17 protein-coding genes are annotated in these 22927 nt (G+C 71.8%); 11 read left to right on the plus strand and 6 right to left on the minus strand.

Annotation, left to right across the window (positions count from 1 at the left end; translation table 11 throughout):
• Positions 1-23: 23 nt before the first annotated feature.
• A complete protein-coding gene (paaK, locus tag N4G70_RS07445) occupies positions 24-1316 on the minus strand; it encodes a phenylacetate--CoA ligase PaaK (protein ID WP_261711665.1) in 1293 nt (430 codons plus the stop codon).
• A gap of 219 nt (positions 1317-1535) precedes the next feature.
• On the opposite strand from paaK, the gene N4G70_RS07450 reads away from it, so the two are divergent.
• Positions 1536-3050: an alpha/beta fold hydrolase gene (locus N4G70_RS07450; protein WP_261711667.1), complete on the plus strand. Its 1515-nt coding sequence runs from the start codon at positions 1536-1538 to the stop codon at positions 3048-3050.
• On the opposite strand, the gene N4G70_RS07455 is transcribed toward N4G70_RS07450, so the two are convergent.
• Positions 3043-4689, minus strand: a complete 1647-nt coding sequence (locus N4G70_RS07455; protein WP_261712067.1) for an acyl-CoA synthetase — start codon at positions 4687-4689, stop codon at positions 3043-3045. The two genes, N4G70_RS07450 and N4G70_RS07455, sit on opposite strands and share 8 nt — an antisense overlap.
• Before the next feature lie 164 nt (positions 4690-4853).
• Here N4G70_RS07455 and N4G70_RS07460 point away from each other — a divergent pair, with 164 nt between their 5' ends.
• The 5 genes from N4G70_RS07460 (at position 4854) to N4G70_RS07480 (ending at position 9486) form a co-directional block, all read left to right on the plus strand.
• On the plus strand, positions 4854-5654 hold the full coding sequence (locus N4G70_RS07460; RefSeq protein ID WP_261711668.1) for a crotonase/enoyl-CoA hydratase family protein: 801 nt from the start codon (positions 4854-4856) through the stop codon (positions 5652-5654).
• Between the two features lie 277 nt (positions 5655-5931).
• A complete protein-coding gene (locus tag N4G70_RS07465; RefSeq protein WP_261711669.1) occupies positions 5932-6888 on the plus strand; it encodes a Zn-ribbon domain-containing OB-fold protein in 957 nt (318 codons plus the stop codon).
• Positions 6888-7949 carry a thiolase domain-containing protein gene (locus N4G70_RS07470; RefSeq protein WP_261711670.1) on the plus strand — a complete coding sequence of 354 codons (1062 nt, stop codon included), beginning with the start codon at positions 6888-6890 and terminating at the stop codon, positions 7947-7949. The genes N4G70_RS07465 and N4G70_RS07470 overlap by 1 nt, the downstream gene beginning before the upstream one ends.
• Complete coding sequence (locus tag N4G70_RS07475; RefSeq protein WP_261711671.1) at positions 7946-9112, plus strand: thiolase domain-containing protein; 1167 nt, start codon at positions 7946-7948, stop codon at positions 9110-9112. The genes N4G70_RS07470 and N4G70_RS07475 overlap by 4 nt, the downstream gene beginning before the upstream one ends.
• A gap of 107 nt (positions 9113-9219) precedes the next feature.
• Complete coding sequence (locus tag N4G70_RS07480; protein ID WP_388724849.1) at positions 9220-9486, plus strand: DUF397 domain-containing protein; 267 nt, start codon at positions 9220-9222, stop codon at positions 9484-9486.
• Between the two features lie 159 nt (positions 9487-9645).
• Here N4G70_RS07480 and N4G70_RS07485 read toward each other — a convergent pair whose 3' ends face one another.
• Entirely contained in the window at positions 9646-10719 is a 1074-nt protein-coding gene (locus N4G70_RS07485) for an isoafricanol synthase (RefSeq protein WP_261711673.1), read from the minus strand.
• 331 nt (positions 10720-11050) lie between these two features.
• Between N4G70_RS07485 and N4G70_RS07490 the strand changes: the two genes are divergently transcribed.
• The 3 genes from N4G70_RS07490 to N4G70_RS07500 all read left to right on the plus strand — a co-directional run bounded on the left by N4G70_RS07490 (position 11051) and on the right by N4G70_RS07500 (position 16618).
• Positions 11051-13909 carry an ATP-binding protein gene (locus tag N4G70_RS07490; protein ID WP_399034502.1) on the plus strand — a complete coding sequence of 953 codons (2859 nt, stop codon included), beginning with the start codon at positions 11051-11053 and terminating at the stop codon, positions 13907-13909.
• A gap of 129 nt (positions 13910-14038) precedes the next feature.
• Positions 14039-14539, plus strand: coding sequence for a hypothetical protein (locus tag N4G70_RS07495; protein ID WP_114034819.1), 501 nt, complete (start codon positions 14039-14041; stop codon positions 14537-14539).
• A 750-nt stretch (positions 14540-15289) separates the two neighbouring features.
• Positions 15290-16618: an N-acetylmuramoyl-L-alanine amidase gene (locus N4G70_RS07500; protein WP_261711675.1), complete on the plus strand. Its 1329-nt coding sequence runs from the start codon at positions 15290-15292 to the stop codon at positions 16616-16618.
• 73 nt (positions 16619-16691) lie between these two features.
• On the opposite strand, the gene N4G70_RS07505 is transcribed toward N4G70_RS07500, so the two are convergent.
• Positions 16692-17825, minus strand: a complete 1134-nt coding sequence (locus N4G70_RS07505) for an aminoglycoside phosphotransferase family protein (RefSeq protein ID WP_261711677.1) — start codon at positions 17823-17825, stop codon at positions 16692-16694.
• Positions 17826-18059: 234 nt separating this feature from the next.
• Between N4G70_RS07505 and N4G70_RS07510 the strand changes: the two genes are divergently transcribed.
• Positions 18060-19553, plus strand: a complete 1494-nt coding sequence (locus N4G70_RS07510; RefSeq protein WP_261711678.1) for a hypothetical protein — start codon at positions 18060-18062, stop codon at positions 19551-19553.
• Positions 19554-19689: 136 nt separating this feature from the next.
• Here N4G70_RS07510 and N4G70_RS07515 read toward each other — a convergent pair whose 3' ends face one another.
• Both N4G70_RS07515 and N4G70_RS07520 read right to left on the minus strand, forming a co-directional pair.
• Complete coding sequence (locus tag N4G70_RS07515) at positions 19690-21123, minus strand: PP2C family protein-serine/threonine phosphatase (protein ID WP_261711679.1); 1434 nt, start codon at positions 21121-21123, stop codon at positions 19690-19692.
• A gap of 189 nt (positions 21124-21312) precedes the next feature.
• Positions 21313-21939 (minus strand): YoaK family protein, encoded by a 627-nt coding sequence (locus N4G70_RS07520; protein ID WP_261711680.1) that lies wholly within the window; start codon positions 21937-21939, stop codon positions 21313-21315.
• Positions 21940-22128: 189 nt separating this feature from the next.
• Here N4G70_RS07520 and N4G70_RS07525 point away from each other — a divergent pair, with 189 nt between their 5' ends.
• Positions 22129-22899, plus strand: a complete 771-nt coding sequence (locus N4G70_RS07525; protein ID WP_261711682.1) for a DUF2127 domain-containing protein — start codon at positions 22129-22131, stop codon at positions 22897-22899.
• The last annotated feature ends 28 nt before the right edge of the window (positions 22900-22927 follow it).

Genomic DNA, 22927 nt, shown 5'->3' on the forward strand with positions numbered 1-22927 from the left:
GGCAGTAGTTGTGGCCGTGGAGGTCAGCTCCGCTCCTGTCTCAGATCGACGATGCGCTTGAACTTGCCGACCGAGCGCTCGATGGTCTCGGGGTCGACGACCTCCACGTCCGCCGAGACGCCGATACCGTCCTTGACCGCCGTGACGATCGAGCGGGCGGCCGCCTCGCGCTGCTCCGGCGCCAGTCCCGCCCGCGCCTCCACCCGTACCGTCAGCGCGTCGAGCCGGCCCCGGCGGGTCAGCCTGAGCTGGAAGTGAGGGGCGACGCCGGGCGTGCGCAGCACGATCTCCTCGATCTGGGTGGGGAAGAGATTCACCCCGCGCAGAATGATCAGGTCGTCACTGCGCCCGGTCACCTTCTCCATGCGCCGGAAAACCCTGGCCGTACCGGGCAGCAGCCGCGTCAGGTCCCGCGTCCGGTAGCGGATCACCGGCATCGCCTCCTTGGTGAGCGAGGTGAAGACCAGCTCGCCGCGCTCACCGTCCGGCAGCACCTCGCCGGTGAGCGGGTCCACCACCTCGGGGTAGAAGTGGTCCTCCCAGATGTGCAGCCCGTCCTTGGTCTCCACACACTCCTGCGCGACACCGGGGCCCATCACCTCGGACAGCCCGTAGATATCGACCGCGTCGATGGCGAACCGCTCCTCGATCTCGCGGCGCATCTCCTGCGTCCACGGCTCGGCGCCGAAGATGCCCACCTGGAGCGAGGTGGAGCGGGGGTCGACGCCCTGCCGCTCGAACTCGTCGAGCAGCGTCAGCATGTAGGACGGCGTCACCATGATGATCTCGGGGCGGAAGTCCTGGATCAGCTGGACCTGACGGGCCGTCATGCCCCCGGAGGCGGGGATCACTGTGCAGCCCAGCCGCTCGGCCCCATAATGCGCACCGAGTCCGCCCGTGAACAGGCCGTATCCGTACGCCACATGGACCTTGTGGCCGGGGCGCCCGCCCGCCGCGCGGATCGAGCGGGCCACCACGTCCGCCCAGGTGTCCAGGTCCCGCTGGGTGTAGCCGACGACGGTCGGGCGGCCCGTGGTGCCGCTGGAGGCGTGGATGCGGCGGACGTCCCCCTCGGGGACCGCGAACATCCCGAACGGGTAGTGGTCGCGCAGATCCGATTTCGCGGTGAAGGGGAAGCGGGCCAGATCGGCGAGCGAGCGACAGTTCTCCGGGCGGACCCCCGCCTTGTCGAAGGCCTCCCGATAGAACGCGACGTTGTCGTACGCGTGGCGCAGCGAGGCGCGCAGCCGATCGAGCTGAAGGGCTTCGAGCTCCGGCCGGCTCAGCCGCTCGGCCTCGTCCAGCTCAGCCGCCATGGTGCGCTCCCGTCCTCACCCCACCCCGCAAAGGGTGACGAAATCGGACGACCGATCATTCGGTCGATCTGTTTCGGATCAGTAATTCACCAGCCCCAGGGATGCGTCAAGGCCTGTGGACAACCCGGAACGAGTCCCTCGGCCCGACCGGCCGTCCAAGATCGCGCCCTGAGCGAAAGGCGTTGCCGCGCCCCGCGGACGGCTGTGAGGATCGGCGTCATGCCGAAGTTCACGACGTACGACGGAACCCGACTCGCCTACCACCTGCGCGGCGAGGGCGAACCACTGCTCTGCCTGCCGGGCGGCGCGATGCGCGCCTCGGCGTATCTGGGGGACCTCGGCGGCCTGGCCGCCCACCGCCAACTGGTCCTGCTCGATCTGCGCGGCACCGGGGACTCGGAGATACCGCGGGACCCGTCGTCCTACCGCTGCGACCGGCAGGTGGCCGACGTCGAGGCGCTGCGCGCCCACCTCGGGCTCGACCGGATCGATCTGCTCGGGCACTCGGCGGGCGGCAACTTGGCGATGCTGTACGCGGCGGCCCACCCCGAACGGGTCGCTCGCCTCGCGCTGATCACCCCGACGCCGTGGGCCCTCGGCATGCCGCCCACGCCCGAGGAGCGGCTCGCCGCGGCGCGGCTGCGCAAGGACGAGCCGTGGTTCGAGGAGGCGTACGCGGCCTACTCGGAGGTGCTCGCGGGCCGGCCGGCACACGCGGGCTACGAGGCGCTCATCTACGGCCGGTGGGACGCGGCGGCCAAGGCCCACGCGGCCGCCGGTGAGCAGCAGTACAACGACGAGGCGGCGGACCTCTACGGCTGCGACGGCGCGTTCGATCCCGTGACCACCCGTGCGGCCCTGGCCCGACTCGACGCCCCGGCCCTGGTGCTGGCCGGGGAGTGGGACGGCGGCCCCTGCCCGGACCTGGCGGCCAGGACCGCGGCCTGCTTCGCCGACGGACGGCTCCAAGTCCAGCCGCTCGCCGGGCACTTCCCCTGGCTCGACGACCCCGGAGCCTTCACCCGCACCGTGGCCGCCTTCCTCGATCCGGACGTCCGCACGGTCACCGTCGGCGGGCTCCGGCTCGCCTATCGCGTGTGGGGCGACGAGTCCGCGCCGCCCCTGGTCCTCGTGCACGGCCGGGGCGGCGACAGCCGGGACTGGGAGGTGATCGCCGGACGGCTCGCGGCCACCCGCCGCGTGTACGCCCTCGATCTGCGGGGCCACGGTCTGAGCGACTGGCCGGGCGGCTACTCCTTCGAGGCGTTCCGCGACGACCTCCGCGGCTTCCTCACCGAACTGGGCCTGGCGGGGGCCGACTTGGTGGGCCACTCCATGGGGGGCGCGGCCGCGGCGCTGCTCGCCGAGGACGAGCCCGGCCTCATCGGCCGTCTCGTCCTGGAGGAGACCCCGCCGCTCTTCCCCCTCAAGCCGCCGCGCGGCCCTGCCGAGCGCCCCACCGGCGAGCTGAACTTCGACTGGGCCGTGGTGCCGGCGATCGACGCCCAGCTGAACGACCCCGACCCGTCGTGGCGCGGCCGCTTCGCCGCCATCGCGGCGCCCACCCTGGTCGTGGCGGGCGGCCCGGCCAGCCATGTCGACCAGAAGAAGCTGGCCTGGATGGCCTCGCGCATACCGGACGCCCGCCTCGTCACCATCGACGCGGGCCACCTGGTGCACGCCGAGCGGCCCGCCGAATTCCTGGGCGCGCTCGCCGATTTCGGCATCAAGTGAGGGCCGCACCGCTTCCTTCTCCGGCGTCCGCCTCGGAGGCGACCGACCGCGCCCAGCGGTAGTCCGCCTTGCCGCTCGGGGAGCGCTGGATGGCGGGGGCGATCACCAGTTGGCGCGGCACCTTGTAGCCGGCCAGCCGTGTGCGGCAGTGCGTCTGGATCGCTTCGAGCGTGGGCCGGGCCGCGCCGTCGCGGACCTGGACCACCGCCGCCACATGGCTGCCCCAGGTGGCGTCCGGCACCCCGGCCACCAGCGCGTCGTACACGTCCGGATGCGACTTGAGGGCCTGCTCCACCTCTTCCGGATAGACCTTCTCGCCGCCCGTGTTGATGCACTGCGAGCCGCGCCCGAGCACCGTGACGATGCCGTCCTCGTCCACGGTCGCCATGTCGCCCAGGAGCACCCACCGTTCGCTGCCCCGCTGGAAGAAGGTCTCGGCGGTCTTCACCGGGTCGTTGTAGTAACCGAGCGGCACGTGCCCGCGCTGGGCAAGGCGCCCCGGCTCGCCGACCGCGACCATCTCGTGCGTCACCGGATCCACCACCCTGGTGCGGTCGTTGACCTCCAGGCGGAAGCCCTTCTCCGGACCCGAGTCGTCGGTCGCCTTCCCGTTGGAACCCGACTCGGAGGAGCCGAAGTTGTTGAGGATCAGCGCACCCGGTATCAGCTCCTGGAGCTGGTCGCGGACCGTCTGCGACATGATCGCGCCGGATGAGGAGACGCTGAACAGCGAGGAGAGGTCGGTCCCCCTGAGCGGGCCGTGCAGCGCGTCGATCAGCGGCCGCAGCATCGCGTCGCCCACCAGGGACACGCTGGTGACCTTCTCCTTCTCGATCGTGCGGAGCACCTCTTCGGGCACGTACTTGCGGTGGATGACCACCCGCTGGCCGTAGTCGAAGGCCACGAACGAGGTCAGAGTCGAGGTGCCGTGCATCAGCGGAGGAGCGGGGAAGAACGTCAGGCCAGCCCCGCCCTTGGCGACCCGCTCGGCCAGTTCCTCGGGCCGTTCCACCGGTTCGCCGGCCGGGTCTCCGCCGAACAACCCCGCGAAGAACAGGTCCTCCTGACGCCACATCACGCCCTTGGGCAGGCCCGTGGTGCCGCCGGTGTAGATGATGAACAGGTCGTCACCGGAGCGCGGCCCGAAGCCCCGCCCGGGCGACCCGGCGGCCTCGGCCTCGGCGAACGCGACCGTCCCGACAGGCGCCGCGCCCTCCTCGGCGGGCCCCACCCGGATCAGGTGCCGCAGCTTCTGGGCCTGCGTCAGCGCACCCGTCACCCGGGGGGAGAACTCGGTGTCGAACACGAGCGCCGCGAGGTCGGCGTCCTGGTAGAGGTAGGCCAACTCCTCTTCCACATAACGGTAGTTGACGTTGACCGGCACCAGGCGCGCCTTGAGCGCGGCCAGTACGGTCTGGAGGTACTCGACGCCGTTGTAGAGGTGCAGGCCCAGGTGCTCACCGGGCTTGAGCCCCGCGTCGATCAGATGGTGCGCGAGCCGGTTCGCCGCCGTGTCCAACTGGCGGTAGGTCAACCTGCGTTCGGCGCCCGTTCCGGGATGGTCGAGGTAGACGAGGGCTTCGCGGTCCGGAACCACGTCGACGACGGACTCGAACAGGTCGGCAAGGTTGTACTCCACCATTCCTCCTGACACCGGCCCCGACTGACTGGGGGTCATCAGAGCAAAGGCGCGCACAACTGGGAAGGGCGCCGCCGAAGAAATCTGACTGGCTGTCAGAAAACTATTGAACTGGCACCTCCCCTACTGCAACCTGTTCTAGGTCTTGAGACGGGAGGACGGCAATGGGTGGTACCGAACACCTCACCGTGCAGCGCGAAGGCGCCACACTGGTGCTCACCCTCAACCGGCCGGAAGCGAAGAACGCGCTCTCGCTGCCGCTGCTGGTGGGGCTCTACGACGGCTGGCTGGAGGCCGACGCCGACGACTCGATCCGCTCGGTCGTCCTCACCGGCGCGGGCGGCGACTTCTGCGCGGGGATGGACCTCAAGGCCCTCGCCGGGCGGGGCATGGCGGGGGACCACTACCGGGACCGGCTCACCGCCGACCCCGATCTGCACTGGAAGGCGATGCTGCGCCACCACCGGCCCCGCAAGCCGGTGATCGCCGCGGTCGAGGGGTACTGCGTGGCCGGGGGCACCGAGATCCTCCAGGGCACCGACATCCGGGTCGCGGGGGCCGGTGCGACGTTCGGGCTCTTCGAGGTCAGGCGCGGGCTCTTCCCCATCGGGGGCTCCACCGTGCGCCTCCAGCGGCAGATCCCGCGCACCCACGCGCTGGAGATGCTGCTCACGGGGCGGCCCTACAGCGCCGAGGAGGCCGCGCGGATCGGGCTGATCGGGCGGGTCGTGCCGGACGGTACGGCGCTCGACGCGGCGCTTGAGATCGCCTCGGCGATCAACGCGTGCGGGCCGTTGGCGGTGGAGGCGGTCAAGGAGTGTGTGTACGCCACGGCGTCCATGAGTGAGGCGGAGGGGCTTGCGATGGAGCTTGAGCGGGGGTGGCCGGTGTTCGCGACGGAGGATGCGAAGGAGGGGGCTGCCGCGTTTACCGCGAAGCGGGTGCCTGTCTATCGGCGGGCCTGAGGTTTCCCCACCCCGCCCCTTCCCGAAACCCTCCGGGGGCTCGTTCGGGTGCGGGTCGGTGGTCGCTCCCGGGGCTCCGCCCCGGACCCCGTTCGCGCCTTGACGGCGCTCGTCCTCAAACGCCGGACGGGCTGTAGGTGGCCCCACGTCTCACATGTCGGACGGGCTGTAGGTGGCCCCACGTCTCGAACGCCGGACGGGCTCTAGGTGGCCCCAGCGACCCGAGGGCCCGAACGCCGGACGGGCGTCAAGTCGTCCAGGATCTAGGAGTTGGACCATGGCAGGATCTGCCGCTACCGACGTGTTGCGTGCGCCGCTCGTCGTCGAGTTTCCGTTCACCCGGTCCCTCGGGCCCGTGCAGAGCGCCTTTCTCACGGGGCTGCGCGAGCGGGTCGTCCTCGGGGTGCGGGCCGGGGACGGGCGGGTGCTGGTGCCGCCCGTCGAGTACGACCCCGTCACCGCCGAGGAGATCCGCGAGCTCGTCGAGGTCGCCCCCACCGGCACCGTGACCACCTGGGCCTGGAACCCCGCCCCGCGCCGGGGCCAGCCCCTGGACCGGCCCTTCGCCTGGATTCTCGTCAAGCTGGACGGGGCCGACACCTCGCTCCTGCACGCCCTCGACGCGCCCGGACCCGACGCCGTGCACAGCGGGATGCGGGTCCGGGTCCGCTGGGCCGCGGACCGCACGGGCGCCATCACCGACATCGCCTGCTTCGAACCGGGCGAGGGGGACAAGCCCCAACTGGTCGCTCACAGCGGGCAGTTCGAGGATGCCGTCACCGGGATCGTCGCGCCCGCCAGGCTCGACTACACCTACAGCCCCGGCCGCGCCCAGTCCGCGTACATCAACGCCCTGTCCGCCCGCAAGACCGTCGGCGAGCGGTGCCCGGACTGCCGCAAGGTGTACGTGCCGCCGCGCGGCGCCTGCCCGACCTGCGGGGTCGCCACCGTGGAGCGGGTCGAGGTCGGGCCGGCCGGGACCGTCACCACGTACTGCATCGTCAACATCAAGGCGAAGAACCTCGACATCGAAGTGCCCTACGTCTACGCGCACATCGCGCTCGACGGCGCCGGGCTCGCCCTCCACGGGCGGATCGGCGGGATCCCGTACGACCAGGTGCGGATGGGGCTGCGGGTCGAACCGGTGTGGAGCGAGGGCGGCCGCTACCCCGACCACTACCGGCCCACCGGCGAACCCGACGCCGACTACGAGACGTACAAGGAGCTGATCTGATGGCGCCCACCGGGCCCGGCCGGGACGTGGCGATCGTCGCCTTCGCGCAGAGCGACCACCGACGCCGCACCGACGACCTGTCCGAGGTCGAACTCCTCATGCCGGTACTGCACCAGGTCCTCGACGTGACCGGCCTCAAGACCAGCGACATCGGCTTCACCTGCTCCGGCTCCAGCGACTACCTCGCCGGGCGCGCCTTCTCCTTCACGATGGCGCTCGACGGCGTCGGAGCCTGGCCGCCGATCTCCGAGTCCCATGTGGAGATGGACGGGGCCTGGGCCCTGTACGAGGCCTGGGTGAAGATCCTCACCGGCGAGGCCGACACCGCGCTCGTCTACGGATACGGCAAGTCCTCGCCCGGCGAGGTGCGCGACGTGCTGACCCGGCAGCTCGACCCCTACTACGTGGCGCCCCTGTGGCCCGACTCCGTCTCGCTCGCCGCCCTCCAGGCGCAGGCGCTCATCGACGCCGGTGAGACCGACGAGGCGGCGCTCGCCTCGATCGCCGGGCGCAGCCGCTGCGACGCGGCCGCCAACTCCCATGCGCAGGTGCGGGGTTCACGCCCGCAGGGCGACTACCTGGTGCGTCCGCTGCGCACCGGGGACTGCCCGCCGATCGGGGACGGCGCGGCCGCCGTGATCCTCGCCGCCGGAGACCGGGCGCGCGAGCTGTGCGCGCGGCCCGCCTGGCTCCGCGGCATGGACCACCGCATCGAGGCCCACAGCCTCGGCGTGCGCGACCTCACCGACTCGCCGTCCACCCGACTCGCCGCCGAACGGGCCGGAGTCTTCGAACGGCCGGTGGACACGGCCGAGTTGCACGCGCCCTTCACCTCGCAGGAGGTCGTCCTGCGCAAGGCGCTGCGGCTCGGCGAGGAGGTCAGCGTCAACCCGTCGGGAGGCGCGCTCGCCGCGAACCCCGTCATGGCCGCCGGGCTCCTCCGGCTCGGCGAGGCGGCGGCCCGCATCCACCGCGGCGACTCCGACCGGGCCCTCGCGCACGCCACGTCCGGCCCCTGCCTTCAGCAGAACCTGGTCGCCGTCCTGGAGGGGGAGTCATGAGCAAGGAACCCGTGGCCGTCGTCGGCGTCGGCCAGACCAAGCACGTGGCCGCCCGGCACGACGTGTCCATCGCCGGTCTCGTGCGCGAGGCGGCCCAACGAGCGCTTGACGACGCCGAGTTGACCTGGGCCGACATCGACGCCGTCGTCATCGGCAAGGCGCCCGACTTCTTCGAGGGCGTCATGATGCCCGAGCTCTACCTCGCCGACGCGCTCGGCGCGGTCGGCAAGCCCATGCTGCGGGTGCACACGGCGGGCTCCGTCGGCGGCTCCACCGCGCTCGTCGCCTCCAACCTGGTCGCCGCCCGCGTCCACCGCACGGTGCTCACCCTCGCCTTCGAGAAGCAGTCCGAGTCCAACGCCATGTGGGGTCTGTCCCTGCCCGTGCCCTTCACCCAGCCGCTGCTCGCGGGCGCCGGGGGCTTCTTCGCGCCCCACGTACGGGCCTATATGCGGCGCACCGGCGCCCCCGACACCGTGGGCTCCCTCGTCGCGTACAAGGACCGGCGCAACGCACTCAAGAACCCCTACGCCCACCTCCACGAGCACGACATCACCCTGGAGAAGGTCCAGGCCTCGCCCATGCTGTGGGACCCGATCCGCTACTCCGAGACCTGCCCGTCCTCCGACGGCGCCTGCGCGATGATCCTCACCGACCGGGCGGGCGCCGCCCGTTCGCCCCGTCCGGCGGCCTGGGTGCACGGCGGCGCCATGCGCAGCGAGCCGACCCTGTTCGCCGGCAAGGACTTCGTCTCGCCCCAGGCGGGCAAGGACTGCGCGGCCGATGTGTACCGCCAGGCCGGCGTCGCCGATCCGCGCCGCGAGATCGACGCCGTCGAAATGTATGTGCCGTTCTCCTGGTACGAGCCGATGTGGCTGGAGAACCTGGGCTTCGCCGCCGAGGGCGAGGGCTGGAAACTCACCGAGGCCGGTGTCACGGAACTGGACGGCGACCTGCCCGTCAACCCCTCGGGCGGCGTCCTGTCCACCAACCCCATCGGCGCCTCCGGCATGATCCGGTTCGCCGAGGCCGCCCTCCAGGTGCGCGGTCTGGCGGGGGAGCACCAGGTGGAGGGCGCCCGCAAGGCGCTCGGCCACGCCTACGGCGGCGGATCCCAGTTCTTCTCGATGTGGCTGGTAGGCGCCGAACCGCCCACCCGCTGAGGCCGACGGGCGACGGGCGGGCCCCGGTACTCCTTCCGCGGCCTGTCCGTCCCTCCGCGCGATCGCTAGTGTGGCCCCGGACGACAGCACCGGGGAGGAGCACGGACGTGGCCGACACCACCACCACCCAGCACACCTTGCAGACCCTTGCGGGGCACACCCGTTCCGGCTGGGAGAAGCCGGAGCTCGACCTCAGCGAGGCCGAGTGGCGGTCGAGCAGTCAGGGGGCGGGAGACGTCCAGATCGCCTTCGTCGAAGGCTTCATCGCCATGCGCAACAGCGCCAGCCCCGGCAGCCCACCCCTGATCTTCAGTCCCGCCGAATGGCGGGCCTTCGTGATCAACGCCCGCGACGGCGAGTTCGACCTCACCTAGCCCAGCCGGGCGCGGCAGTGCGCGCGGGTCCGCAGCCGCCACCCCCCGTGGTGCCGGCTACGGACGCGCCCCGCCCGCCTCCGGGCGCCCAACTGCCGGGCCGACAGCGCAGGATGAGGGCCTCGGCCACCTGCTCCTCGCCGCAGAGGCGAGCAGCCGCTACGCTCCCTCGCGCTCCCCGGAGGCCTGCTCCGGGAACAGCTGGGCCCAGGGTCGCTGCCGGCCCTCGCTGACCGCGGCGATGCCCGCCTCGCCGTACCGCGCCGTCTCCAGGGACCAGGCGAGGTTTCCGCTCATCAGGGCGCGCATGCCGTCGACGTAGTCGTCCACCTGGGCCCGCACCTGCTCGGGCAGCTCGGTCTTGTCGAGCCGCGCGGCGAGTTCCCCCGTCAGCTCCTGGAAACGCGCGATCCGGGAGTTGGCCATCGCCGCCACCCGCCGCACCGCCTGATCGACGGTGCACATCTCCTGCCGCAGCAAAATGATGACGCTGTTGTTCACGTCGCCCGCCGCCAACTCCTTGTCCACGGACACCATGTCGTTGACGAAGATGACCACATCGGCGGTGATCACCCTCATCTCCGCCAGGGGCGCCCCCTCGTGCAGCTCCCTGGGCAGCGTGTAGCCCCCACAGCGCTCCACCAGGTCGAGACAGGGCTGCACCCCTATGGAGTCCCGGCGGCCGCGCAGAAAGAGAGGCAGCGTCAACGTGCCGTTGCGGGTCCGGTTCAGCGCCTCCCAGTGATAGGCCGTCAGATACTCCCGCCAGTGCGCCCGGAAACGGTCCTGCCACAGGAGCGGGGTTCCCGCGGTCACCCGCTGCCACAGATCACGGAAACTTTCGGCCAGCCGGTTCGTCGCCTCGCCCGGCACCGGCGGTTCGTCGCTCATGGTGCGCAACACCGTGTCGATCTGGCGAACCACCACGTCGGGGCGTTTCCCGAGCGGCCCGTCGAACTGGTCGTCGAAGACGAAGAACCAGGCGTTGAGATCCGTCGCGAGGGCCAAATGCGCGTCCGAGGCATCCGGATAGAAGTACGCCATCAGCCGTTCCAGGCCCATCGCGTCGTATTCGGCCGTCGCGTGCTCCCCGGCCAGCATGCCGAACTCGTACAGCCAGTCCAGCGTGTGCCGCCGGGCCAGCTCGTGCCGGGGATGCCTGCGCGCCGGGAAGGGAATGTCAACGAACCCCGTCCGCGTCCGGGCCGACCGGACTCTGCCAGTGCTGCCCATACGGCACCGCCTCCTTAGTACTCCGTACGTCGTTCAATCATCAAGGGGCGGTGGGCCGGTGACCAGTCGCATCACGCCGGAGCCCGACAGCGCGCCGGGGGCGTACGCGGCCCTTCCTGGCGCCCCTCGGGGACATTCCGAGCCCAACCGCCCATGGATTCAGCCAACTTAACGAGTCAAGGAGAAGACGGAAGTAGGTTATTCATGTCACGGTACGTGTCCGGGGCGTAGGCTCGGCGCTACTGCCAGAAGGGGAACCGCTGTGGCGGAGACGAGAGGTCGGGGCGGAGCTCCGCGCCGGACGCTCTTTGAGCGCGACGAAGAACTGCTGGTGTTCGACAGCATGTTGAACGATCTGTGCGGCCGGGCCGGTGAGGGGAGCGCTGCCAACGGCGGCCTGCTCGCCATCGCCGGATCGGCCGGCCTGGGCAAGACCACACTGGTGGCCGAAGTCCGGCGAAAAGCCGCCGCACGCGGCTGCACCCTGCTGGCCGCACGCGGCAGCGAGCAGGAGGAGGGCGTCGCCTTCCACGTCGTGCGCCAGCTCGTGCAGCCGGTGCTCGCCGCGACCACCGAGGCCGAACACCGCAAGATACTGGGCAGTTGGTACGACATCGTCGCGCCCGCCGTCGGCCTCATCGCGGGACAGAGCGGGGTCTCACCCGACCCCCAGGGCGTGCGGGACGGCCTCGACTGGCTCGTCACCCGCTTCGCCGTCCAGTACGCGCCCGTGGTGCTGGTCGTCGACGACGCGCACTGGGCGGACGAGGAGACGCTCGCCTGGCTCAGCTCCTTCGCGCTGCGCGCGGGCGACCTGCCCCTGCTGATCGTCGTCGCCTACCGGCCCGAGGAACTCCCGCGCCACGCGGCCGAGTTCCGCCGGCTCGCCATGCGGCACGGCTCGCGCCCGCTGGACCTGTCACCGTTCACCCCGGCCGCCGTCAGCGACCTGGTGCGCGGTGTGCTCGGCGACGGCGGCGACGAACTGTTCGCCCGCGAGTGCTGGGCGCTGACCGCGGGCAATCCGTACGAGGCCGTCGAACTCGTCGCCAGGATCCGCGACCGGGGCATCAAACCGCAGTACGCCAACGCCGGCGAACTGCGCGAGCTGGCCTCCGCGGTACGCGGCAGCGGACTCATCGAGCGCCTGGAGCGGCTCGGCCCCTCCGCGGTACGGCTCACCTGGGCCGTCGCCGTGCTCGGCACCGACGCCGACCGGGAGATGGCGGCCGGGGTCGCGGGACTGGGCGCCGAGGAGATGGCCGACGCCGTCGAGCGACTGCGCGACGCCCGCATCCTGGCCGCGCCGGCGGAAGGTTCCAGCCGGCTCGACTTCTTCCACCCGCTCGTCGGCACCGCCGTCTACCGGGCCATCCCGGCGGCCATGCGGGTCGCGATGCACGGCCAGGCCGCCTTCGCGGTCACCGAGGCCGGACTCGGCGCCACCGCCGCGGCCCGGCACATCCTGGAAATGCATCCGGAGAACGACCGCTGGGCGGTCCGCCAACTGCGCTCCGCAGCCCGCGACTATCTGCGGGCCGGCGCCCCGGACGCGGCCCGGCGCTGTCTCTCCCGCGCCCTGCGCGAACCACCCGCGCTCGAGGAACGCGCCGAGGTGCTGTACGAACTGGGCTGCTCGGCGCTCCTGAACGAGCCCGCCACCACCGTCAACCACCTCAAGGCCGCCCTCGAAGAGCCCGAACTCGCCCCGGAACTGCGCGAAGCCGTCACCTACCGGCTCGCCCAGGCTCTGGCCCACACCGACCGCATGGCTGAGGCCGCGGCCCTCGTGGCCGCCGAGGCCAAACACTCCTCCAGCGCCCGCACCCGGCTGCGCATGCAGGCCGAGACCTTCCAGTGGAACGCGTTCCGCGCCGACGAGGAGGACTCGCCGACCCGCTCGCGCAGCCTGGCCCGGCTCGCCGAGCACCTCACCACCCGCGGCAAGGCCGAGCGCTACATCCTGGGCCTGCGCGCCTGGGACGCGATGGTGCGCGGCGAACCCGCCGAGACCGCCCTGCGCTACGCCGAGGAGGCCCTGGAGGGCGGGCTGCCCTGGACCGACGACGACTGGGGCTTCGAGGTGCCCGTCCTGGTCGCGCTCACCTTCATGTACTGCGACCAGCCCGGCCGCGCCGACGAACTGTTCACCCAGGGCATCGCCGACTGCGAACGCAAGGGCTGGCGCGGCGCCCACCTCTCCTTCGGCCTGACGCTCCTGGGGTACATCAAGTTCCACCGCGGCCGGCTCGCCGAGGGCGAGGACCTGGTACACAGCGGCCTGCGCATCGCCGACCGGGTCGGCCAGCAGATCCCCGCCCAGTGGTTCGCGCTCGGCATCCTCATCGAGATCCTGCTCGCCCGCGGCCGGGTGCAGGAGGCCCAGGAACTGTCCGACGCCTACAACTACGGCCAGGTCGTTCCCAACGCCGTCGTCTACCCCGACTCCGAGACCGTCTACAGCGAACTCCTCCTCGCCCGGGGGCTGCGCACCGACGCCGAGGAACGGCTGCGCGCGGTCGGCCGCAGGCTCGAACCGCGCGGCATGCGCAACCCGATGTGGTGCCCGTGGCGGCCGCTCCTGGCCCAGACGATCGCCCACACCGATCCCGCCGAGGCCGCCGCGATCGCGCAGGAGGGAGTCGAGATCGCCCGGCGCTTCGGCACCCCGGGCGCCATCGGCCGAGCCTTGCACGCGGCCGCGAAGGTCGCCTCCGGCGCAGACAGCCTGGCCCTGATGTCCGAGGCCGTCCGGCAACTCGAACGGTCGCCGGCCGCCTACGAGCTGGCCCAGGCCCTGGTCGACCACGGCGCGATGCTCAGCCGCGCCGGGCTGCCCCAGGACGCCGCCGACCTCCTGATGCGCGGCCTGGAGAGCGCCGCGCTCTGCGGGGCCGACGCTCTGGCGGCGCGGGCCCGCGAGGAACTCGCCGCCTCCGGTCTTCGCCCGCTCCAGCTGCGGGCCGTCGACTCGGACTCGCTCACCTCGCAGGAGAAGGCGGTGGCCGAGCGGGCCGCCCAGGGCTGGGAGAACCGGCGCATCGCGGAAGACCTCGGCATCAAGGAACGCACCGTGGAGCTCCTGCTCTCCGGCGCCTTCCGCAAGCTGGGCACCGACCGCGGCGGTCTGGCCGGGCTGCTGCCCCACCAGACCCGGGGCGCCGGCATCCGAGGCGTCCCCGGCCCCTGAGCCCGGTGACCCGGCCCCGGCCCCCGAGCCCTGACACGGCGAGGGAGCCGGGGCCGCGCCCCGCGCCGAACCGCCCAGGGCGCCGGGCCCGGCTCCGCCGGGGCACCGGGGGCACGTACCATTGACGGCATGTCCTTCCTCCGCCGCCGCAGCGCCGCCACCCCCGCGGGCCCGGACTTCGATGTCCTGGCCATGGACCCGGGTGACTGGCCCGGCAACCTGGGTGCCGGTCTGCTGCCCGCCCCCGACGGCAGCTGCCAGGGTGTCTTCCTGCGCTACGACCTGTTCGGCGGCCGCGGCCCGGCGATGATCATCGGCAATCTGCCGGAGGGATCCCCGGCCCGCGAGATGGCCGAGGGCCAGGTCCCCTTCGAGGTGGCGCAGCTCCTGGTGGCGCTGGAGAACGACGAGCCGATCGAGGTCGTCGGCAGCGAGGACATGCCGGTGATGCAGGGCGACAACCTGCTGATCGTGCGCCGCCTCAAGCTCTCCGAAAGCCGCATCTCCTGCGTGCAGTTCGACCGCAGCGACAACGTCCTGGTCACGATCGCCAGCTGGGACCGGCCGATCACCGACGACCTGTACGCCCTCCTGAAGCCGCTGCCCGCGGAGCTGTTCCAGCAGAGCTGAGCGGACACGCCCGCGACCGGCCCGGCACCTCCCGTCCGAGGTGCCGGGCCGCTTCATGTCCCACGCGCTGGGGCCCGCCCGGGGGCAGTTGAGGCCACCGCGCATCGCCAGGCCAACCCCGACTCCGGCTGCGAGCCGTGGCCGCTTTTTTGCGCAGTTCCCCGCGCCCCTGAACCCGCTGTCGGCTGGCGGACCGTGTGTGGCTGGTCGCGCAGTTCCCCGCGCCCCTAACCCCGATTCCGTCCGCGGGCCGTGGCGGCTTCTCGCGCAGTTCCTCGCGCCCCTGAACCCGCTGTCGGCTGGCGGGCCGTGTGTGGCTGGTCGCGCAGTTCCCCGCGCCCCCAACCCCGCCTTCGTCCGCGGGCCGTGGTCGCTTCTCGCGCAGTTCCCCGCGCCCCCAAGAAACCCGCCTTCGTCCGCAGGGCGTGTGTGGCTGGTCGCGCAGTTCCCCGCGCCCCTGGCAGGACCGGTGCCGGCCCGTATGGAGGCATTTCAGCCCGTCCGGCGTTTGAGGACGAGCGCCCTTAAGGCGCGATGCGGGGTCTGGGGCGGAGCCCCAGGAGGGGCGGGAGGGGATCGGCCGGCATGTTGGGGATGCCGCGCCCGCCACAGGTCTCGCCCACTGACACAAGTCGCTTTCCGCGACGACCACTTGACGAAGCGTCATCGCGGGTCACAGTGTGTCCCCGCGCGGACCCGCGCGCCGCACGGCGAGAGAACCCACCGCACCCCCGGCAAGAAGGGTTGTCCATGACGTCCAAGAAGAGGATCAGACTCGCGCTCGCGACGGCGACGGCAGGCGCCCTGGGCCTCGCCCTGGCCCCCGCCTCCCCGGCGGGCGCGGCCGGGCCGGACACCGAGTGCCCGCGCACCCTCACCTGCGACTGGGTTCCGGCGGCCTACCAGCAGACCGGCGACCCCGCCGACAAGAAGACGTACGGCAACTACGACGTCTCGGACCGCCCGGGCACCAACAAGATCAAGTACATCGTCCTGCACGACACCGAGGAGACCTTCGCGACCACCCTGAAGATCTTCCAGGACCCCAAGCGGGCCGCCTCCGCGCACTATGTGGTGCGGTCGAACGACGGGCACGTCACCCAGATGGTGAAGACCAAGGACGTCGCCTGGCAGGCCGGCAACTGGTACATCAACTCCGAGTCCATCGGCATCGAGCAGGAGGGCTACGCCACCGCCGGCGCCGCCTGGTACACCCCCGAGATGTACCGCTCCACGGCGGCGCTGGTGCGCTACCTCGCTGCCAAGTACGACATCCCGCTCGACCGTCAGCACATCCTCGGCCACGACAACGTGCCGCCGACCACCGCCGCCGGCACCCCGGCCATGCACTGGGACCCGGGGCCGTACTGGGACTGGAACCACTTCATGTCCCTGCTCGGCAGGCCCACCGAACAGACCGGCCGCCCCGGCGGTCAACTGGTCACCGTGGACCCGGTGTTCAAGAAGAACGTCCAGGCCTTCCGCGACTGCGAGAAGAACGTCGACCTGCCGGCCGCGCCCTCCAGCGCCGTCCCGCTGTACACCCGACCGTCCACCGACGCGCCGCTGTTCGCCGACCCCGGCCTCCATCCGCCCGGCACGCCCGGGACCAACTGCGCCAACGACTGGGGCAGCAAGATCAGCGCCGGCCAGCAGGCCGTGGTCGCCGAACGCAAGCCCGGCTGGACCGCGATCTGGTGGTACGGGCAGGAGGCCTGGCTCCAGAGCCCCGCCCACACCCGCACCACCACCCCCACCGCGGGCCATGTCGTACGCCCCAAGCCGGGCCTGACCGATGTGCCCGTCTACGGAACCGCCTACCCGGCGGCCGGCGACTACCCGGCGGACTTCACGGCGCCTCGCGTGAGCACCCCGCTCGCCTACACCATCAAGGCCGGCCAGTCCTACCCCGGCGGAACACCGACACCCGCCGGATACTTCTACGCCCCCACCATCGACTCGTCGTACCCCTACGACCACACGTACTTCCCCGGCAGCACCCGCTATGTGACGGTGCAGATCGGCCACCGGATCGCGTTCGTCAAGGCCTCCGACGTGGACGTGGTCCGGGTGCGCTAGGCCCACGACAGCGTGCCGCGCGCCCAGTGTGTCGGCACTGGGCGCGCGGCGCGCTTCCCCCTCGGACCGGTCGTCAGCGCGTGCCGACCGCCGCCCGCACGGCCCGCCGCGCCAGGGCGCAGTCGTCGTGCAGCCTGCGCAGCAGCAGCCTCTGCTGTTCCCCCGCGGACGGCACACCCGGCGGGTGGTTCTGCGCCGCGCTCGCCGGCGCCGCGTCGCGCATGGTGCGCTGCACCGCCGTCTCGTACGTCCTGATCTCCCGGGTCAGTACGAGCATCAGGTTCACCAGGAACGCGTCCCGCGAGGCGGGGCCCGCAAGTTGGGCGGCCTGGCTGATCCGCCGGCGCTCCATCGGGGCGTCCCCGAGCACCGCCCACAGCGTCGCCAGGTCGTACCCGGGCAGATACCAGCCCGCGTGCTCCCAGTCGACGAGGACCGGACCGGCCGGCGAGAGCAGGATGTTGGACAGGAGCGCGTCGCCGTGCGAGAACTGCCAGTCCACCCGGCCCGAGAGGGCCAGACCGTGCACCAGTTTCTGAAGGTCACTCAGATCCCGGTCGGTGAACAGGCCGAGCTCGTGGTAGCGGGCGATGCGCGGCGCGTAGTCCAGGGGCCTGCCGAACATCTCGGCGGGCGGCCGCCAGGCGTTGACGCGCGCGATCGCGCCGAGGGCGGCCCGGACGTCGGCTCGGGGCGGAGCCTCGACCGGATGTCGGGTGAGGGCCGCGGCCCGGCCGGGCATCCGCTCGATCACCAGGGTGCAGTTGTCCGGGTCGGCGGCGATCAGTCGCGGCACCCGCACCGGCGGGCGGTGCCGGACGAACGCGCGATATGCCGCTATTTCGTGCCGGAAGCGCTCGGCCCAGGCCGGCGAGTGGTCCAGTAAACACTTGGCGACGGCCGTGGTGCGTCCTGTCGTGCCGACGATCAGTACGGAGCGTCCGCTGTGCCGCAGCACCTGCACCGGGTTGAACTCAGGACAGATCCGCTGCACCGAGGCGATGGCGATGCGCAGTTGGGCACCCTGGGGGCCGGACAGGTCGATTCTTCCGCTGAGCGGCTGTGTGCCCGTGCCGGAGCGGCGCGGCATCCGGCTCGCGCCGTATGCCGATCCGGCGTGGGTGGGGTCCAGATACGGTCCGCCACCCGCTCCCAGAGGACGGTGCGGCCGGGGCGGCGTGGACACGGAGGACGATGCTGTGTACATGGGGGTGACAGATCCCTTCGTGTGCCGACAAGTTGCGTGCGCTACCCGCCCCGGTGGCCGAGCCGCACCCTGGGGAATGAGGTCCGGCCCCCGGGTCGGGGTGGCGCTCTCTTACCTGACACCCGGCCGCGGGTGGCACACCATCTGGCGTGCCCTGGCGAACCCTGGCGAATACTCGCGCCGCATCTGACAGGGGGATTACTGTCAACTCAGCCGAGAACCTGGGGGCTTGACGTGAGCGGACAACCCAACACCCGCCTGAACGACCTGTTCGGCCTCGCCGGATGGTCCAAGGGTGAACTCGCGAGAATGGTGAACCGACAGGCGGCGGCCATGGGCCACCCCCAACTGGCCACCGACACCTCACGGGTGAGGCGTTGGATCGACATGGGGGAGACCCCGCGCGATCCGGTTCCCCGGGTGCTGGCGGCGCTGTTCACCGAGCGGCTCGGCCGTGTCGTGACCATCGAGGACCTCGGGTTCGACCGGCACGGGCGCGCTGGAAAGCGGAACGACGTCAGGAACTCCAAGAATCCGGACGGCCTTCCGTGGGCGCCCGAACGGACGGCAGCGGTCCTCACCGAATTCACGGGAATGGACCTCATGCTCAACCGACGCGGTCTGGTGGGCGCGGGCGCCGCGCTCGCCACCGGCTCAGTACTCAGCAGCGCCATGCACGACTGGCTGCACACCGACCCCGTACTCTCGGCCGACGCCCCCCGCCTCCACGACCCCCTGCACGCCGATCCCGCCGGGTTCGACCGCTATGAGGCCGCCCCCATCGGATCGCAGGAGATCGACGCGCTGGAGCGCTCGGTCGACGTCTTCCGCGCCTGGGACGCCTCCCGGGGTGGCGGACTCCAGCGCAAGGCGGTGGTGGGCCAGCTCAACGAGGTGGGCGGCATGCTCGCCTACCGCCACCCCGACCATCTCCAGCGGCGCCTGTGGGGCGTCGCCGCCAATCTCGCCGTCCTCGCGGGCTGGATGTCGCACGACATCGGCCTGGAGCCGACCGCCCAGAAGTACTTCGTCATCGCCGCCCACGCGGCCCGTGAGGGCGGCGACCGCCCCCGCGCCGGCGAAGCCCTCTCCCGGGCCGCCCGCCAGATGGTCCACCTGGGCCGCCCCGGCGAGGCCCTCGACCTCATGAAGCTCGCCAAGTCCGGTTCGGGCGAGGAGACCCTGCCGCGCACCCGGGCCATGCTCCACACCATCGAGGCCTGGGCGCAGGCGTCGCTGGGGCGCGGCCAGGCGATGCGTCGCACCCTCGGTGAGGCGGAGGAACTCTTCGTCTCCGACAAGGGCGATGTGCCGCCGCCCAGTTGGATGCAGATGTTCGACGAGGCGGACCTGCACGGCATGGAGGCGCTGGCCTTCCGTACGCTGGCCGAGCACGATCCGAGCGCGGCCACCATCGCGCAACACCACGCCAAACAGGCCCTGGAACTGCGGGTGGGCGGCCGTCAGCGCTCGAAGATCTTCGACTACATCTCACTGGCCTCGGCCTGCTTCATCGCCGACGACCCGGAACAGGCGGACCGCTACGCCCGCCTGGCGCTGGTGTCGATGGGGGAGACCTCCTCGCACCGCACCTGGGACCGGCTGCGCGAGATGTACCGGCTCACCAGTCAGTACGCCGGGTACGGAAAGATCCAGGATCTGCGGGAGGAGATCCAACTCGCCCTGCCCCAGGCACCGGTGAAGCGCAGCCGGGTCGCGGACATCTAGGCCCGCCCGGCGGGTGGCTCAAGAGGGCGGCGGTCGCAGGGCCGTGGTTCGGACGGGCCGCGCCGGCAGTTCGGATGTACTGACCGTTCAGATGTGCCAGTAGTAGAGAAGGCCTGTGTGTGACAAGCCCCGGGCGTCAGGACCCGATGCGGGCCACCAGCACACAGGCGTCGTCCTCACGCTCGTGCTCGCCGAACTCCTCGACGATCATCCGTACGCAGTCCTGGGCTGTACGGCCACCGTCGAAGAGCGGGGCGAGTGCGAGCAGTCGGCGCTGGTCGCTCTCGTCGCAGGCGCCCCGCCGGGTGAGCCCGTCGGTGTGCAGGACGAGCAGATCGCCTTCGTGCAGGGTGGCCTCGGCCTGGTCGTAGGCGGCCCCGTGCGTGGCACCGAGCAGGACCCCGCCCGACGCGCCGAGCGCCCGCCCCGTCCCGCCGCGGAACAGCAGCGGGGCGGGGTGGCCGGCCCCGGACCAGACGAGCCTGCGCCGGGCCGGCTCGTAACGGCAACAGACCGCGCTGCCCAGGGCGGGCTGCACGGTCGTCTCCAGGAGCTGGTTGAGATGGCCCATCAGGGGGCCGGGCCCGATGCCCGCGACGGCCATGCCACGCAGCGCCCCGAGCAGCATCGCCATGCCGCCGGTCGCCGTCACGCCGTGGCCCGTCAGATCGCCGACGGTCAGTAAGGAGGCGCCGCCCGGGAGTTCGAGCGCGTCGTACCAGCCGCCGCCGATGAGGTCGCTGGCCGAGGACGGCAGATAGTGCGCGGCGATGTCGAGCGCGCCGGGCCCGCCGTGCGGCAGGCGCAGGGAGCCCCGCCACGGTGGCAGCACGGCCTCCTGCAACTCGACCGCGAGGCGGTGCTCGGTCCGCGCGATCCGGCGTTCGCGCTGGAGGCGGTCGCGGCTCTCCCGCACGGCGCGCTGACCGCGCCGCAGCTCGCTCACATCGCGCAGGACGGCCCACATCGAAGCCGTGCAGCCGTCGGCGTCGAGCACCGGCTCGCCCATCATGTGGAGCGTACGGACCGTGCCGTCGGGCCGCACGATCCGGAACTCGCCGTCGATCGGCCTGCCGTCCACCAGGGCGCCCGTCACCATGGCGGTGAGCAGGGCCTGGTCCTCGTCGACGACCACGGTGGGCAGTTCGTCGAGCGACATGCCGCCGCTCTCGGGGGGGCGGCCGAAGATCTGGAAGAGCTCCTCGGACCAGCTCACCGCGTCGGTGAGCAGATTCCACTCGGCGCTGCCGACCCGGCTGAGCGGACCGGGGGTCTCCGGGTCCGCGCCGAACGCGTTCTCGACGGCGAGCGTCGCGGCGTCCTGTTCTTCGGCGGTCGGGCCGTCGCGCAACTGGTCCAAGTGCGCGCCCAGGTCGTCGAGTTGATGGACCGCCAGATCGCACAGGGCGCGCTGCCAGCGGACCTGGGCATCGTCGTCGTCCACGAAAACGTCGCGGCGCACCGCGTCCACGCCCCCGCGCAGCCTGCGGGTCTGCGTGATCAGTGCGTCGACCGTGCCCCGCTCGGGCGGTTGAGGAGCGGGACGGTCCGCGAACAGATGGGACGGCATGACGTTCTCCGATGCGGCCGCGGTAGAGCCTGGTCTGGTGAAGTGGACCGGTTACGACTCTTGCACAGGGAGCGATGCCCCGTAAGGGATTTGGCAACACTCGATACGGTGGTGCTCGTGACATATGCCAACGGCGACCGGTTTCGGCGGCCCTGAGCGGGGTCCGGCACCCGGCATATGCGGATCCGGTCAGCCGCGGGGCAGCAGCGCGAAGGCCGCCAGACACAGCGCCACCCCGGCGCCGCCCCCGGCCCGGGGGCAGCACTGGACGAGCAGGGCCGTGACGGCCGCCCCCGCCACCACGGCCGCCAGCCGTCCCGCCACCCAGCGGTCCCCGTGCCCCGCCGCCCGGTCGGCGAGCCGTCCCGCGAGGCCGGTGACCGTACCGGTGAAGTACGTGGTCGGCGCGGACCAGGCCCGCGCCTGAACCCCCATCGCGAGAGCCGCCGCGAGCAGCGGCACCAGCTGCGAGCCGAGCGAACGCCCGGACCCCAGAGCCCAGCCCCCCGCCGCGAGGGCGAGCAGCGCCGTCTGGACCGCGAGCAGCGGACGCGGTGACCGGCGCGCCCCGGCAAGGGCCACCCCGGCCGCGCCGAGCGCGTACCCGATGAGGGCCGTCAGGGCGCGCGGCACCACCGCGCGGTCCCCGGCGCCCACCGACGCGCCGACCAGGACGAGATTGCCGGTCATCACTCCGGCGAACACCTTTCCCAGGCAGAGGAAGGCGAACGCGTCGGTGGCGCCGGACGCCGCCGAGAGCGCCAGCAGGAACCGCTCGTCGGCCGCGGCGGAGGGAGTCGAGATCGCGGAACTCATCGGCGCATTCTCGCCCCCACGATCCCCGGCGGCGCGCCGCGACGTCCCGGATCCCTGAGGAGACCGTCCGCCAACCGGCACGGACGCGTTACGCAACGGACGCGACCCCGTGGCACGTCCACGACAAGGGTCCACTACGGTCCCAGTGAGCACACCGGCCCGCCCCGCGGGCCTCACGGGAGGAAGAGCATGAAGATCGACTGGGACCGGCGCACCTGTGCGCGCCGCGGCCACGTGACGTACGCGCCGCACGAGGACGTGCTGCGGGAGCGGCTGCGCGCCGACACCGGTCTCGGCGAGGCCTGGCGCTGTCTGCGCTGCGGGGACTTCGCCCTGGGCGCGCCGCACGGGTCGGGCCCCGCCGACGAGGCGCCGCTGGTGCCGCGCGGCAAGGTACTGCGCGATCTGTTCATCCTGCGCTTCCTGGCTTTCGAGCGGGCCGTGCGCGGCGTGTTCATCGTGCTCGTGGCGATCGCGGTGTGGAAGTTCAGTAACAGCCAGGACGCGGTGCGCCGGTTCTTCGACGAGTACCTCGACGTGTTCCGGCCGGTCTTCCGCCACTTCCACTACGACCTGGACCACTCGCCGGTCGTCGGCACCGTCCAGAAGACCTTCGACTACAAGCACTCCACGCTGGTGATCGTCGCGGTGGCGCTGCTCGTGTACGCGCTGATCGAGATCGTCGAGGCCGTCGGACTGTGGCGCGCCAAGCGCTGGGCCGAGTACCTCACGGTCGTCGCCACGGCGATGTTCCTCCCGCTGGAGATCTACGAGCTCACCGAGAAGGTCAGCTGGGTGAAGATCGCCACGCTGACGCTCAACATCCTCGCGGTCCTCTACATCCTGCTCGTCAAGCGCCTGTTCGGCCTGCGCGGCGGCCACGCCGCGTTCGAGGCGGAGCGGCACAGCGCCTCGCTCATCGAGGTGGAGACCACGGCGGGCGTCGCGGTGCACCACTGACGGATACGGCCCACGGCGCGTACGAACC

The organism is Streptomyces sp. ASQP_92 (assembly GCF_025399895.1).
GTDB lineage: Bacteria > Actinomycetota > Actinomycetes > Streptomycetales > Streptomycetaceae > Streptomyces.